This is a genomic window from Salinimicrobium sp. WS361, assembly GCF_050750585.1.
Classification (GTDB): Bacteria; Bacteroidota; Bacteroidia; order Flavobacteriales; family Flavobacteriaceae; genus Salinimicrobium.
The window spans coordinates 151,651-166,931 of record NZ_JBOJLM010000001.1; the positions used below are offsets into that span (position 1 = coordinate 151,651).

The 15,281-nt window shown below is 41.7% G+C and carries 15 protein-coding genes and 1 tRNA gene; 10 read left to right on the forward strand and 6 right to left on the reverse strand.

Annotation, left to right across the window (positions count from 1 at the left end):
- Positions 1–32: 32 nt before the first annotated feature.
- Positions 33–1,319, forward strand: a complete 1,287-nt coding sequence (gene odhB / locus ACQ93I_RS00705; RefSeq protein WP_431696698.1) for a 2-oxoglutarate dehydrogenase complex dihydrolipoyllysine-residue succinyltransferase — start codon at positions 33–35, stop codon at positions 1,317–1,319.
- 247 nt (positions 1,320–1,566) lie between these two features.
- On the opposite strand, the gene ACQ93I_RS00710 is transcribed toward odhB, so the two are convergent.
- The gene (locus ACQ93I_RS00710) at positions 1,567–2,004 is read right to left on the reverse strand and encodes a retropepsin-like aspartic protease (RefSeq protein WP_431696699.1); all 438 of its coding nucleotides are present in this window, start codon (positions 2,002–2,004) and stop codon (positions 1,567–1,569) included.
- Positions 2,005–2,057: 53 nt separating this feature from the next.
- Here ACQ93I_RS00710 and ACQ93I_RS00715 point away from each other — a divergent pair, with 53 nt between their 5' ends.
- The 9 genes from ACQ93I_RS00715 (at position 2,058) to ACQ93I_RS00755 (ending at position 8,469) form a co-directional block, all read left to right on the forward strand.
- On the forward strand, positions 2,058–2,825 hold the full coding sequence (locus ACQ93I_RS00715) for a TatD family hydrolase (protein WP_431696700.1): 768 nt from the start codon (positions 2,058–2,060) through the stop codon (positions 2,823–2,825).
- A 52-nt stretch (positions 2,826–2,877) separates the two neighbouring features.
- Positions 2,878–4,020, forward strand: coding sequence for a 1-acyl-sn-glycerol-3-phosphate acyltransferase (locus ACQ93I_RS00720; RefSeq protein ID WP_431696701.1), 1,143 nt, complete (start codon positions 2,878–2,880; stop codon positions 4,018–4,020).
- Entirely contained in the window at positions 4,004–5,032 is a 1,029-nt protein-coding gene (locus ACQ93I_RS00725) for an asparaginase (protein ID WP_431696702.1), read from the forward strand. The genes ACQ93I_RS00720 and ACQ93I_RS00725 overlap by 17 nt, the downstream gene beginning before the upstream one ends.
- A gap of 95 nt (positions 5,033–5,127) precedes the next feature.
- A tRNA-Ser gene (locus ACQ93I_RS00730) sits at positions 5,128–5,215 on the forward strand.
- Positions 5,216–5,285: 70 nt separating this feature from the next.
- Entirely contained in the window at positions 5,286–6,086 is an 801-nt protein-coding gene (locus tag ACQ93I_RS00735; protein WP_266068013.1) for a MotA/TolQ/ExbB proton channel family protein, read from the forward strand.
- 18 nt (positions 6,087–6,104) lie between these two features.
- A complete protein-coding gene (locus ACQ93I_RS00740) occupies positions 6,105–6,542 on the forward strand; it encodes a hypothetical protein (RefSeq protein ID WP_431696703.1) in 438 nt (145 codons plus the stop codon).
- Positions 6,543–6,549: 7 nt separating this feature from the next.
- Positions 6,550–7,158, forward strand: coding sequence for an ExbD/TolR family protein (locus tag ACQ93I_RS00745; protein WP_431696704.1), 609 nt, complete (start codon positions 6,550–6,552; stop codon positions 7,156–7,158).
- Positions 7,159–7,176: 18 nt separating this feature from the next.
- Positions 7,177–7,659, forward strand: a complete 483-nt coding sequence (locus ACQ93I_RS00750) for an ExbD/TolR family protein (protein WP_431696705.1) — start codon at positions 7,177–7,179, stop codon at positions 7,657–7,659.
- 102 nt (positions 7,660–7,761) lie between these two features.
- The gene (locus ACQ93I_RS00755) at positions 7,762–8,469 is read left to right on the forward strand and encodes a porin family protein (protein ID WP_431696706.1); all 708 of its coding nucleotides are present in this window, start codon (positions 7,762–7,764) and stop codon (positions 8,467–8,469) included.
- On the opposite strand, the gene ACQ93I_RS00760 is transcribed toward ACQ93I_RS00755, so the two are convergent.
- From ACQ93I_RS00760 to frr, 5 genes are all read right to left on the reverse strand, one after another.
- Complete coding sequence (locus tag ACQ93I_RS00760; protein WP_431696707.1) at positions 8,464–9,069, reverse strand: hypothetical protein; 606 nt, start codon at positions 9,067–9,069, stop codon at positions 8,464–8,466. The two genes, ACQ93I_RS00755 and ACQ93I_RS00760, sit on opposite strands and share 6 nt — an antisense overlap.
- Positions 9,069–10,529, reverse strand: a complete 1,461-nt coding sequence (gene rpoN / locus ACQ93I_RS00765) for an RNA polymerase factor sigma-54 (RefSeq protein ID WP_266068007.1) — start codon at positions 10,527–10,529, stop codon at positions 9,069–9,071. The genes ACQ93I_RS00760 and rpoN overlap by 1 nt, the downstream gene beginning before the upstream one ends.
- A gap of 93 nt (positions 10,530–10,622) precedes the next feature.
- Entirely contained in the window at positions 10,623–12,065 is a 1,443-nt protein-coding gene (gene asnS / locus ACQ93I_RS00770) for an asparagine--tRNA ligase (protein WP_266068006.1), read from the reverse strand.
- Between the two features lie 90 nt (positions 12,066–12,155).
- Positions 12,156–14,576 carry an efflux RND transporter permease subunit gene (locus ACQ93I_RS00775; RefSeq protein ID WP_431696708.1) on the reverse strand — a complete coding sequence of 807 codons (2,421 nt, stop codon included), beginning with the start codon at positions 14,574–14,576 and terminating at the stop codon, positions 12,156–12,158.
- A gap of 125 nt (positions 14,577–14,701) precedes the next feature.
- Positions 14,702–15,256 (reverse strand): ribosome recycling factor, encoded by a 555-nt coding sequence (gene frr, locus ACQ93I_RS00780; RefSeq protein WP_431696709.1) that lies wholly within the window; start codon positions 15,254–15,256, stop codon positions 14,702–14,704.
- Positions 15,257–15,281 lie beyond the last annotated feature (25 nt).

The following is a 15,281-nucleotide window of genomic DNA, read 5'->3' on the forward strand; positions in this document are numbered from 1 at the left end:
TGTTGGTGTATAAAAATAAAAAAGAAGAAATCATGGCTTTAGAAATGAAAGTCCCTTCTCCGGGAGAATCAATTACCGAGGTTGAAATCGCACAGTGGCTGGTTTCAGACGGAGATTATGTAGAAAAAGATCAGGCAATTGCCGAAGTAGATAGTGACAAGGCAACCCTTGAACTTCCGGCAGAAGCGAGTGGGATCATTACCCTTAAGGCAGAAGAAGGAGATGCTGTGGCTGTTGGGCAGGTGGTTTGTCTAATTGATACCGATGCTCCAAAACCCGGAGGTGGAGAGAGTGATTCTAAAGAAGTGGTAAAAGAGGAGAAGGAAGCGACTTCGGCTAAAGAGGAAGAGTTAGAATCTTCTGAAGAAAAGAATAAAAAAGCTGAATCTAAAACCGAAGCTCCATCAAAGCCAAGTACTCCGGCTCAAAAGCAGGATACTTATGCTACAGGGAGTCCTTCGCCGGCTGCTAAAAAGATCCTCGATGAAAAAGGAATGGACGCGAAGTCTGTTAAGGGAACCGGTCGTGACGGCAGGATCACCAAAGAAGATGCGACCAACGCAAAGCCTTCAATGGGAACTCCCGGGAATGGCAAGCGCGGGGAAGAGCGTAAGAAAATGTCTATGCTGCGCCGCCGTGTAGCCGAACGTTTAGTAGAGGTTAAGAATGAAACAGCCATGCTTACTACTTTTAATGAAGTAGATATGTCTGCAATCTTCTCGCTTCGCAAGCAATATAAAGATGAGTTTAAAGACAGGCACGGGGTAAGCCTTGGTTTTATGTCTTTCTTTACTCTTGCCGTGGTTCGTGCACTTGATCTTTATCCCGGAGTGAATTCAATGATTGACGGAGATTTCCAGGTGAAGTACGACTATAAAGATATCAGTATTGCTGTGTCTGGCCCAAAAGGTCTTATGGTACCGGTGTTGAGAAATGTCGAAAATATGAGTTTTAGAGCTGTGGAAGCTGAGATCAAACGCCTTGCAATAAAGGTGCGTGATGGGCAGATCACTGTAGATGAAATGACCGGCGGAACGTTTACCATTACTAACGGTGGAGTGTTTGGATCTATGCTTTCAACTCCAATTATCAATCCTCCGCAAAGTGGAATTTTAGGAATGCATAATATTGTAGACCGTCCGGTGGCAATTGATGGTCACGTAGAAATTCGTCCTATCATGTACGTTGCTCTTTCTTATGATCACAGGATTATTGACGGTAAAGAATCAGTAGGATTCCTTGTGGCAGTGAAAGAAGCTCTGGAAAATCCTGAAGAACTTTTAATGGATAATGACATAAAGAGAGCTCTCGAGCTGTAAGAGTGTCAAAAATAGCAAAAAAGAGAGGCAATGATTTCAGGATCACTGCCTCTCTTTTTTTTGTGCTACTACGCCAGTAAAATGTAGATGTTGAGTAGCAGTACAAAAATAATGAACATTGCCATTAACGCCGGAAACACCGGCAGGTGCTTTAGGTTTAAAAAATTCATAGCTGTAGATTTTTTCGGTAAATGAAAATTAGAAAAAATTCTACCGCCTGCATATGGGTAAAAACCCCTATTTTGAGTTATTTAAGATAGAGATTCATGGATTTATAGTCAATAATTGCTTTTCCTTTTTTCAGAATATCGGCACCTATAATTCCCTGTACCTTTTCGGCTTTGTGTTTTACCAGGGCATCATTTACATGCCTTAAATCGAACAGTACCAGGTCAACCTTCTTTTTTTTCCATCCCTTAATTTCAATAATGTTCTTTTGGGCAATCTGGGTCATCATGTTGGTGGCACCTGCGCCTGCAGCTTTTATATCACTGTCTTCGGCCAGGAGTTCAAAATGAGAGACTGCTTCCAGGCCTATGCAGGTGCTTGATGCGCCTGTGTCAAGAATGAAATTTCCTTCTATTTGATTTATTTTAGCCTTTAATTCTAAATGCTGAGTGGCGGTATAGGTAAGTGGAATTTTTTTATATCCTTTTTCCTTAAGTAACTTCTTGAGAGATGCCATTCTTTTCTTTTTTTGACAAAGATAGCTGTATAAAATAAATTAATTTTGCCGTTATGACAATTACCGATACACATACACACCTCTACAGTGAATCATTTGATGAAGACCGCAAGGAAATGATTGAAAGAGCTATAGCTGCCAATATCACCAGGTTCTTTATTCCGGCAATAGATTCTACGTATATTAAAGATATGTACTCCCTGGAAAAGGCATTTCCGGAGCATATTTTTCTCATGGCCGGTTTACATCCTACGCATGTAAAGGAAAACTTTCGGGAGGAGCTGGCAATAGTCGAAAAGCAACTTGAGGAAAGAAAGTTCTATGCCGTGGGCGAGACCGGTGTTGATCTTTATTGGGATAAATCTACACTAAAAATTCAGCAGGAAGCCTTCAGGTACCAGATTCAGCTGGCTAAAAAGCATAAGTTGCCGATAGTTATTCACTGCCGCGAAGCTTTTGATGAGGTTTTTGAAGTCCTGGAACAGGAGAAGGGAGAAGACCTTTTTGGTATCTTTCATTGCTTTACCGGAACCTATGAGCAAGCGCAAAAAGCCCTTTCTTACAATATGAAGCTGGGTGTTGGCGGGGTATTAACCTTCAAAAATGGCAAAATTGACAGGTTCTTAAGTGAAATTCCGCTTAGTGAAATTGTGCTGGAAACCGATGCACCATATCTGGCACCGGTACCTTACAGAGGAAAAAGGAATGAAAGTCTGTATATTGTTGAAGTGCTTAAAAAAGCGGCAGAGGTTTACAACACGAGTCCCGAAGAAATAGCTGAAGTTACTACCCGTAACTCCCGGGAGATTTTTGGGATATAGCAGAGACTTGTGCTTATATTTTTGTTTTTTTGCTAACTCTAATGATGAAACAGTGACAAATTACGACGATATTCGGTTTTATAATGATGACGAAGTGCAGGATGCTCTAAAAGATTATGTTAGGCATCCTATGATAAAAGGGCTATTAACTTTTACTTTTCCGAATGTTGCTTATGAAAAAATAGAGGAAAAGGTTGTACAGTGCAACTCCATCAGGGATTTTCAAACAGAAATTATTTATCACACCGTTCAAAAGGTGTTGAGTAAAAGTTCTGAAGGTCTAACTTACTCCGGCTTCGATGCCCTTGATAAAGAAGAGTCTTACCTTTATATCTCTAATCACCGCGATATTGTTCTTGATACTTCCCTGTTAAACTGTGTGTTGTACGAGAGTGATCTTAAAATGACTGCTTCAGCTATTGGAGATAACCTGGTGAAAAAACCTTTTTTACTGGCACTATCTCGACTCAACCGTAACTTCCTGGTGAAACGCGGAGTTAGTCCGAGGGAAATGTTGAAAAGCTCTCAAAAACTTTCAGAATATATAAAAAAGCTTCTGCTTGAAGATAAGCGTTCGGTATGGATGGCGCAGCGGGAGGGACGAACCAAAGACGGGAACGACAATACCCAGCAGGGAGTGCTGAAAATGCTGGCCATGGCGAAAGGCGATGACTCTGTAGCCGAATATTTTACAAAACTGAAGATAGTCCCTGTGGCGATCTCTTATGAATTTGATCCTACAGATGTGCTTAAACTGCCCGAAATTCTAGCAAAAAGAATGGAGCAGATCTATATTAAATCGGCAAATGAAGATTTTAAATCTATCCTGAAGGGTGCTCTGGGGAATAAGGGAAGAATACATATTTCGGCGGGAGAGCCTGTAAGTGTAGAGGCACTGGGTGAAATTGAAGCAAAGGCTGGATCAATGAACGAGCAGCTTCAAAAGATCACGGCGAGTATAGATCATCGTATCCACCACAACTACAAACTTTGGCCTGCAAACTATATTGCTTTTGACTTGTTGAATGGCAGCAGTATGTTTGAAGAGGAATATACAGCAAAACAAAAACGACAATTTGAAAGACGTCTTACCAGGAGAGTGAACTTTAAAAATGCTCTTGAGGTAAACAGTTACCTTCTCATGTATGCGAATCCTGTAATAAACCAGAAGAACCATCATGAAGAACAGCGCTAATATTCTCCTTATTTACACCGGGGGAACCATTGGTATGGTAAAGGATTTTGAGACAGGAGCTCTTAAAGCCTTTAACTTTAGTGAGCTGCTTCAAAATATCCCTGAATTAAAACTTCTTGAACATAACATAGATACCATAAGTTTTGAGCGTCCTATAGATTCTTCTAACATGAACCCGGCTTCCTGGCTGCAGATGGCCGAAATCATTGAAGAAAAATTTGAGATGTATGACGGGTTTGTGGTTTTGCATGGTAGTGATACCATGTCTTACAGTGCCGCGGCCCTGAGTTTTATGTTTGAAAATCTTTCTAAACCCGTAATTTTTACCGGTTCACAATTACCTATTGGAGACCTGCGGACAGATGCTAAAGAAAATCTTATTACCAGCATACAAATTGCCGGGCTTCAGAAGAACGGTAAGCCGGTCATAACCGAGGTAGGCCTTTATTTTGAGTACAAGCTTTACCGCGGTAACCGCACTTCGAAGATCAATGCAGAACACTTTCAGGCTTTTGCTTCACCAAATTATCCGCCGCTGGTAAATTCCGGTGTGCATTTGGCTGTGAACGACGCTTATCTATGGCAGCCGCACAATCGCCGAAAGATGAAACTCCACAAGGGGCTTAACGATGAGATTGCTTTGATAAAGATATTTCCGGGTATTAACAGGAGCCTGCTGGAGCACATATTGGCCAAAGAAGGCTTGAAAGGGGTGATCCTGGAAACTTATGGTAGTGGAAATGCGCCTACTCAAGACTGGTTTGTTCAGCTTTTAAAAGATACCATCTCCCGCGGGGTGGTCATTGTTAATGTTACGCAGTGTATTGGGGGCAGTGTGGCCATGGGGCAGTATGAAACCAGTACGCAGCTTAAAAAGATTGGAGTAGTGTCGGGTAAAGACATTACTACTGAGGCAGCTGTGACTAAAATGATGTACCTCCTGGCGAAGGAACTTAGCCCAAAAGTTTTCAGAACAATTTTTGAAACATCTTTACGTGGGGAAATGTCGTAATTTTTGCTGCTGTTACTTGACCAGCTTCTCTTTTTTTTCGTTATTTGGCGAACTGTTCAGAAAAAGTTAAAAAAGCACTGGATTGTATATTTACTAGAGAGGTGGCCGAGTGGTCGAAGGCGCACGCCTGGAAAGTGTGTATACCCCACAAGGGTATCGAGGGTTCGAATCCCTTCCTCTCTGCTAGTTATTTTTATTTGAATAAATATTTATATCTTTAACCCGTTAACTAATTAAATTAAGACAAAAAGTAATGAAAAGATTATTTTCAATTTTGGTGATCGCTACAATTATGGTGTTCGGAGCCGTAGATGTGAATGCGACAAATAACGTGAATGCCCTGCCGGCTACCATGGTGAACTTTGTTCAGGATGAAGATCAGGCTGTTGCTGAAGAAGCAGAAACCGAAGATGTAGGATTTCACCAGGAGCTGAAAAGGCGCTTCATTGAAGGTGGGCCTGGCTTTATGGGAATTGTACTTCTTTGTTTGATCCTAGGTCTGGCAATTGCAATTGAAAGAATTATATACCTTAACCTTGCTACTACCAATACAAAAAAATTGGCGCAAGATGTTGAGGATGCACTAAACACAGGTGGTATTGAAGCTGCTAAGGATGTTTGTCGTAACACAAAAGGTCCTGTTGCTTCTATCTACTATCAAGGTCTTGACCGTGCCGAAGAAGGTACAGAAGCTGCTGAGAAAGCGGTTGTAGCTTACGGTGGTGTTCAAATGGGACTTCTTGAGAAAAACGTATCATGGGTATCTCTGTTTATCGCTCTTGCTCCTATGCTTGGGTTCATGGGTACGGTAATTGGTATGATCGAAGCTTTCGATAGAATTGAAGCAGCGGGAGATATGCAGCCTTCACTTGTTGCAGGTGGTATTAAAATCGCACTTCTTACTACAGTATTTGGTTTGATCGTAGCTATTATTCTTCAAATCTTCTACAACTACATCATTGCTAAGATTGACCGTATTGTAAACGATATGGAAGATGCTTCTATCACTTTGATGGATATACTTGTAGAGTACAAGAATAAAAGAAGAGTATAATAATACCAACATTTAATTATGACCTTACATAAAATATTAAAATATCTAGCGCTCGTCATCGGAGTGGTTGGGCTCATCCTTTGGGGGAGAGTTCTCTTAGCTGGTGATGATGCTATAGAAAATTCAGCCGATGTACAGGCAAGCGTGGTATCTCCATTCTTATATGTTGCATATCTTGTGTTTGCTATAATTGTACTACTGGTTTTGTTCTTCGTAATAAAAGGATTGTTTTCAGGGGATATTAAAAGAACCCTTATCGCAGTCGGATCTTTTATTATCGTAGTGGCAATTGCCTATGTACTTACAGATGGTACCGAGAAACCTCTTAGTGATGGAACAATGCTTTCAGCAAGTGCAGACCACTGGGTTGGAGCAGGTCTTGTGACCTTCTATATCCTTGCCGGAGCTGCAGTATTGCTAATGCTTCTTTCGGGAGTAAGAAAACTTATAAACTAAAATAACTATGGCCAGACGATCTACACCTGAAGTTAATGCCGGTTCATTGGCCGACATCGCCTTCTTGCTTTTGATCTTCTTCCTGGTGACCACAACTATTGAAACAGATAGCGGTATCAGCAGAAAGTTGCCTCCAATGCAGGATGAAAATGTGGAACCGCCAATTATCAAAGAAAAGAACATTTTCAAGGTAATTGTAAACCGAAATAATGATCTGTTAGTAGAAGATGAGCTGATGGAGCTTAAAGATCTTAGAGAATCTGCTATTGCCTTTCTAGACAATGGTGGCGGGGTAGGCCCCGAGGCATGTAACTATTGCCAGGGCTCCGGAGATCCTACTTCTTCAGATAATCCTATCAAAGCAGTAATTATGCTTGTAAATGACAGGCAAACCGAATATGGTACTTACATTGCAGTTCAAAACGAACTGGTAGGGGCATATAACGAGTTGCGTGATCGTTCAGCCCAAAGGTTGTACGGTAAGTCTTTTACTCAAATGGAAGCTGATTACAACAGTGTCAATTATACCGGAAATAAAGATAGGTTGAAGGAACAAATTGAGGAAGTTAAAGATATGTGGCCTCAAAAACTTTCTGAAGCCGATCCTAAAAATTAATCGCGAAAATTAAGAACTATGGCAAAATTCAATAAGAAAAAAGGTAGTGAACTGCCCGCGATCAATACTTCGGCTCTGCCTGATATCGTATTTATGCTGCTTTTCTTCTTCATGGTTGCTACAACAATGAGGGAGACCACGCTGAAAGTGCAAAACACATTGCCTTATGCCGATCAGGTGGAAAAGCTTGATAAGAAAGATCTTGTGATGTACATTTATGCAGGTAAACCGAGTTCCAGGTTTCAACAAAATTTTGGTACCGAAGCCAGGATACAGCTAAATGATAACTTCGCAGAGGTTACTGATATTCAACAGTTCATTTACGCCGAAAGAGAAACTAAGAGAGAGGAACTTATTCCTTTCCTTACAACAGCGCTTAAAGTTGACCACGAAACCAATATGGGGCTTGTATCTGATATAAAAATGGAGCTTAGGAAAGCTGAAGCTCTTAAAATCAACTACACTACCCGTTCCGGTCAGGCGTCGCAAAACTTTGACTAAAATCAATTCATTATTTTTTGATAATCCCCTTTCAAGTCTATTGAAAGGGGATTTTTTTTGAATGCTGTTTTGCTTCGTATTATCTTTGGTTAAAATTCTTCAATGCACTACATCCAAAAATGGCATTTTCTTCTCTTAATTTTCTTTCCGCTTTTTTTACAGGCCCAGGAAAGGAATGAGATCCCTTCTGTTGTAGATAGTTTGTATCGGGAAGACCAGATCTATTTTGGCTTTACGTATAACATTGTTACCGGTGGCCCTTCAGAAGTAAAGAGTTCTCAGTTTTCAGGAGGTTTCCATGCCGGTTTTATAAGAGATTTTCCGCTTAACGCCCGTCGAAATATTGGTGTTGGAGTGGGGCTGGGCTGGTCAATTGATACTTTTGGACAAAATCTTTTTATAGGAGAAGAGCCAGGAGGCGAAGCTACCCGTTTTGTGGTACTTAACAGGGACAGGGTAGACTTTGATGCCAATCGATTTACCACGCAGTCTATTGATCTCCCTGTGCAGTTTAGATGGCGTACATCCACACCCGGGAGTTACAAATTCTGGCGCATATACACCGGGATACGTCCATCATATGTCTATTACTTCCAGTCAAAATTTGTTCAGGATGGAAATACCTTTAAAGAAACCAATGTGTCTGAATTTGAGCGATTGCGGTTAGGGGCAACCTTTACTTTTGGATATAACACCTTTAATTTTTCCTTTTACTACAGTCTAAACTCCTTCTTTAAAGACGTTACAGTAAATAATGAGGATCTCGATCTTAAAACATTTCAGGTGGGGCTCACTTTTTACCTGCTATAGCCAAACCAGAGCAGCTATAACCTGGGGCAGTAAACCAAGAATAAACCCTATACTTAACTCGTTATACGAGTGGGCGGCATAAAGGAGTCGGGATGAAGCTGTGAGGCCGGTAATGGCTATCAGGAAGCTTACGCTGTAAACCAGGTTGAGATTAAAATGTAAACTTAGCAGGATCAAAAACCCCAGTAAACCTGCCAGGCCCATCATGTGCAGGCTTACCTTGACCTTTGCCAGTAGAAAGAACAGCCCAAGTATCGCAGAGGCCATGATACCGGCAAAGAAGTAATACAACGCAGGGTAATCAAAGGTATTGAGTACATATTTGAGCACCACAAAATCCAGCCCCGCATAGAGTAATAGCGGCCATTTTCTCTCCCTTATATCCCTTAGATGATGATCTGTTACCTTGCCTAAAGTTTTTAGCATGTAAACATAGACAATAGGAATGAAGATGGTAATAATGGCTACGGCCAGTAACTTGGCTTTTACCACTTCTATCGGGAAAAACCTTGGTGTTATCAGGAAATAGATCAAAGTACCCGCAAAAGGCATCCAAATGGGGTGAAAGAGGAAGGAAGCTGACCTTACGAGTAGCTTCATCAAATTTCTTTTCGAAGGCGGGCAACGGGAATATCCAGTTGCTCCCGATATTTAGCTACGGTACGTCGCGCAATAGGGTATCCCTTTTCTTTCAGCATCTTCGCAAGTTTCTCGTCTGTAAGGGGTTTTCTCTTGTTTTCATCGTCAATGGTCATCTCAAGAATTTTCTTGATCTCCTTTGTCGAAACATCCTCTCCCTGATCGTTCTTCATAGATTCAGAAAAGAAATCCTTTATCAGCTTTGTTCCGTAGGGAGTATCTACGTATTTACTGTTGGCAACACGGGAAACCGTAGAGACATCCATATCGATCTCATCGGCAATATCCTTTAAGATCATTGGTCTTAAATTTCTTTCATCGCCGGTGAGAAAATACTCTTTTTGATAGTTCATGATGGCACTCATCGTAACAAAGAGTGTGGTTTGTCGCTGTTTTATGGCTTCTATGAACCACTTTGCAGCATCCAGCTTTTGTTTGATGAACATGACCGCATCCTTCTGGGCTTTACTCTTCTCCCGTGATTCCTTATAGCCTTTGAGCATCTCACTGTAATCTTTGGAGACATGCATTTCGGGGGCATTTCGGCCGTTAAGGCTCAACTCAAGTTCGCCTTCTGCTATTTTAATTGTAAAGTCGGGGATCACATGTTCCACAGCCCTGGTGTTACCGGCATAGGCGCCACCGGGTTTAGGGTTGAGATGTTCAATGACCTCTATGGCATTTCGAAGGTCTTCTTCAGAAATATCGTGCTTTGAAAGAAGTTTCTGGTAGTGTTTTTTACTAAACTGGTCAAAGGACTTCTCAATAATGTCTTTTGCCAGGCTTACAGGTCTTGTCTGGTCCCTTCTGTTTAACTGTATCAACAGGCATTCCTGAAGACTTCTGGCGCCTACCCCTGCAGGGTCGAGCTCATGAACATACTTAAGTACTTTCTCTACAGTTTCCTCGTCGGTATATACATTTTGTGTGAAAGCGAGATCATCAACAATATCCTGAACAGATCTTCTTATGTAGCCGCTCTCATCAACACTTCCTACAAGAAATTCAGCAATCTCTTCTTCAGATTCGTCCAGTCTAAGCGTACTTAACTGGGTTTTCAAATATTGGGTGAAAGAAGTTCCGGAAGCATAGGGTACCTGTCTGTCTTCGTCGTCTGCACTGTAATTGTTTGCCTGCAAACGATAATTGGGTATCTCGTCATCACTCAGGTACTCATCAACATCAATATCGGCTTCAATGCTCTCATTGCCCGGGTCTTCATCCTGGTAATCGTCTGTCTTGAAATCTTCTTCGTACTCGTCACTCTCCTCTTTCCCGCCTTCAAGGGCGGGGTTTTCTTCCATCTCCTGCTTAAGCCGTTGCTCAAAAGCCTGTGTAGGCAGCTGGATAAGCTTCATCAACTGTATTTGCTGAGGAGAAAGCTTTTGAGATAATTTAAAATTTAACTGCTGTTTTAGCATATTCTTACTGGCTTTTTATAAAAATAAAAAAAACAATCTACAAACGTAAACGAACGCAGATTGTTTTATGAGTACTTTAGGATGAAAGGCTTTTTAGAACTCGGCGTTTAGAGGTGTTCTCGGGTAAGGGATCACGTCTCTAATGTTCCCCATACCGGTAGCAAACTGCACCAGTCTTTCAAATCCAAGTCCAAACCCACTGTGTACACAGGTTCCAAACTTTCGGGTATCAAGATACCACCAAAGTTCTTTTTCATCTATATCAAGGGCCTGCATCTTTTGTTTTAAGACATCAAGGCGTTCTTCCCGTTGCGAACCACCCACAATCTCTCCAATTCCGGGGAAAAGGATGTCCATGGCACGTACGGTCTTTCCGTCTTCATTTAAACGCATGTAAAACGCTTTTATGTTGGCAGGGTAATCAAATAATATTACAGGACATTTAAAGTGCTTTTCAACAAGGTAGCGTTCATGCTCACTTTGAAGATCGGCTCCCCATTCTTCAATGATGTAATTGAATTTTTTCTTCTTATTGGGCTTAGAACTCTTTAAGATATCGATAGCCTCGGTATAGCTTACTCTTTTGAAGTTGTTCTCTACCACAAATCTCAGCTTATCGCTAAGGCTCATGGCACTTCTTTCGGCTTCCGGTTTTGCCTTATCTTCATTTGCCTGGCGTTCTTCAAGAAAAGCAAGATCATCCTTGCAGTTGTCCAGCACATACTTCAGCACATATTTGATGAAGTCTTCAGCAATGTCCATATTTCCGGCAAGGTCACAAAATGCCATTTCTGGCTCTACCATCCAAAACTCGGCAAGGTGGCGCGATGTGTTTGAATTTTCAGCTCTAAAAGTAGGGCCAAAAGTATAGATCTGGCCTAAACCTAAAGCATAAGTCTCCCCTTCGAGTTGGCCAGATACGGTAAGATTGGTTTCTTTTCCGAAGAAATCCTCTTTATAGTTAATAGAACCATCTTCGTTACGCGGCACATTATCAAGATCAAAAGAAGTTACTCTAAACATTTCTCCCGCACCTTCAGCATCACTTCCGGTAATAATTGGAGTGTTCACATAGTGAAAATTGTTTTGCTGAAAATAGCTGTGAATGGCAAATGCCAGTTTAGACCTTAGCCTCATCACGGCTCCAAAAGTGTTGGTTCTCACCCTAAGGTGCGCCTGCTCCCTAAGTTTTTCGAGAGAATGCCTTTTTGGAGAAAGAATGGTGTACTTCACTTCTTCGGGATCTGCATCTCCAAGAATTTCTACGGCGTTTGCCTGTACTTCCACTTTTTGCCCGCTACCCTGACTCTCTACCAGGGTTCCTGTCACCTTTATTGCAGCACCTACAGTAATGCGTTTTAAGGTATTTTCGCTTAGCTTTTCATAGTCTACCACACATTGCATGTTGTTGATGGTAGAGCCATCATTTAAAGCTATAAACCGGTTGCTCCTAAAGGAACGTACCCAACCTTTTACTTCAACTTCCTGCAAATACTGAGTGCTTTCTAAAAGTTCTGCAACTTTTCCTGTGATCATCTTTTTCTATTTGAAGAGCAAAGATAATTTTTCCGCACTTGCCTTACAAGTAATAAAATAAAGGCTTCTGACAAAATTAGGTGTCAAAAATCACATTTTTGGATCCTTTTCTTCTGAAATTTCTTCGGAATCCTCTTCCTGCGGAATGATATTTATCGTTGGCTCCCGCAGTACATCTTTGTTAGCGATTTCCTTCTGAAGTGAAAGAAGTAAAGCCGGAAGCAGTAGCAGGTTAGAAAGCATGGCGAATAAAAGAGTTGCCGAAACCAGTCCGCCAAGTGCAACAGTGCCTCCAAAACTACTTATCATAAAGACCGAAAAGCCAAAGAAAAGCACAATTGAGGTATAGAACATGCTTACACCTGTCTCCCGCAGTGCCGCATAAACCGATCTTTTTACCTTCCAGTTATTCGCCTTAAGCTCCTGCCGGTACTTGGCGAGAAAATGTATGGTATCATCTACCGAAATTCCAAAGGCAATACTAAATACAAGAATAGTCGAGGGTTTTATAGGTACACCAAGAAAGCCCATCATTCCGGCAGTTACCAGCAACGGCAGTAGATTGGGGATTAGAGATACTAAAATCATTTTAAACGAACGGAACATCCAGGCCATGATCACGGCAATCAGAAAAATAGCCAGGCTTAAGGAGATGACAAGATTCTTTACAAGATAATTGGTCCCTTTCTGAAATATTAATGCCTTCCCGGTCATTTCTACCGAAAATCGGTCTTCAGGAAAAATCTCCCTGATCTTTGGCCACAGGTCTTCTTCGATCTCCTCCATCTCCTGGGTGCCAATATCTTTCATAAAGCTGGTCATACGGGCGTAGCGGCCTGTGCTGTCTACAAAAGAGGTGAGCAGGTTATCACCGCTGGCATCCAGCCCTTTTGCATAGGGCAAGATAAAAGTTCTTTCTTGTGAAGTGGGCAGCTGGTAGTATTTTGGGTTGCCATTGTAGTACGCTTGCTTGGCATACTTCACCAGGTTGACTATAGAAAGGGGAGGGGAAAGTTCATCTTCTTCGGCAATAAGTTCCTGGAGTTCCTCCATTTTCTTTAAAGTTGGCAGCTTCATCACTCCCTGCTCCCGCTTGGTGTCAATAACAATTTCTAATGGCATTACACCGTCAAATTCTTCTTCAAAGAACTTGATATCCTTAAAGAATGCTGCCTCCTGGGGCATGTCTTCCAGCAGGCTTCCCGAAACTTTTATGGTATAAATTCCAATGATACTCGATACGAGTAAAATAAGGGAGATAATGAAAATGGCAATGCGGTGGTGCTTCACCATTCTTTCCATCCAGTTTACAAAGCCACCAATCCATCTTTTATTGAGGTGCTTAAGGTGTTTTTCCCGCGGCACATTCATGTAACTGTAGATAATGGGGATGATGAGCAGACTTAGAATAAAGATCGCAATGATGTTTATTGAAGCTACTATCCCAAATTCCTTGAGCAGGGTGCTTTCAGTAAGAATAAAGGTGGCAAATCCCGAGGCTGTGGTAAGATTGGTCATCAAAGTGGCATTTCCCACTTTGGTAATTACCCGCTGCAGTGACTTTGCCTGGTTGCCGTGTTTCTGGATCTCCTGCTGATATTTATTGATGAAGAAAATGCAGTTGGGAATTCCTATTACAATAATTAATGGCGGAATGATAGCGGTAAGCACGGTGATCTCATAATGTAAAAGCCCCAGCACGCCAAAAGCCCACATTACACCTATAACTACAGTAATCATTGAAATTACGGTAGCGCGCACACTTCTAAAGAAAAAGAAGAAGATAAGGGAGGTCACCAGCAGGGCTGCGCCAATGAACAATCCTATTTCATCAATAATATTTTGGGAGTTGAGGGTGCGTATATACGGCATGCCCGATACATAAACATTTAGCCCATACTCCTCTTCAAACTTTTCTACTAGCGGGATAAGTTCTTCTACTACAAACGTCTTGCGCTGGCCGGTGTTTACTATTTCCTGGTCAAGGTATACTGCAGTTTGTACCGTATTGGAATGCCTGCTGTAAACGAGACCTTCGTAAAATGGCAAATCCTGAAACAATTTTTCCCGGTATTCTTTGACCTGCTGGTCATCTGGATTGGCCTCTTTGATAAACGGAACCATCTCAAAACGCCCCGGATCTTCAAATTTTTCCAGCTTTTGTAAGTTGCCTAAGGCTACAGTGAACTCAACTTCCTGAAAATTGTTTAAGCTGTCGGCCAGTTCATTCCAGGCGGTAAAATTCCTGGGGGTAAAGAGTGCTGTATCATTAACAGCCATGACAATAACATTCCCTTCTTCCCCAAATTTATTCAGGAATTCCTGGTACTGGAGGTTAATGGGGTCATCATCGGGCAGGAGGTTGGCTTCAGTATAGGAAAACCTCATGTTCTTCCACTGTAAAGCGAGAAAAACGGTGCAGGCAGCAATTAATACCAGGATGAGGATCCTGTTCCGAAGAATAGTGCGTGCAACAGTATTCCAGAACTCAAAGCCGAGGATTTTAGACATGGGAAAAATTTGTTTTGCAAAGGTATGAAAGCATGTAAACTTTTTCCAGCGTAGCGATCCCGAAAAAGGACAAAAAAAAGCGACTTATAAAGCCGCTTTTTGAAAGGTATGTTTCAACTGTCTTATTAGACGGTCATGATCTCTTTTTCTTTTACGGCCAGCACCTTCTCAATCTTCTCGATATAGGTATCTGTAAGCTTTTGGATTTCGGCTTCTCCCGTTTTTTGAAGGTCTTCAGAAATATCCAGCTTTTTAATGTCCTGATTGGCATTTTTGCGGTCGTTTCTTACTCCAATTTTTGCATCTTCAGCTTCGGCCTTGGCCTGTTTTGCCAATTCGCGACGACGCTCCTCTGTTAATGGGGGAACGTTAATGATCACGCTGTCTCCGTTATTCATGGGATTGAATCCGAGGTTTGCCTGCATAATGCCTTTTTCAATGGCAGTGATCATGTTCTTTTCGAATGGCTGAATGGTAAGGGTACGCGCATCGGGTGTATTTACGTTGGCCACCTGGTTAAGAGGGGTCTGGCTTCCGTAGTAATCTACTCTTACGCTTCCAAGCATTGCCGGTGTGGCTTTCCCGGCCCTAATGTTGAGTAATTGTTTCTCAAGGTGAAGAATGGCTTGATCCATTGCTTCTTTTGTGCTATCGATAATAAAATCTAACTCGTCGTGCATTTCTAAAAATTAATTTTTAAAAATT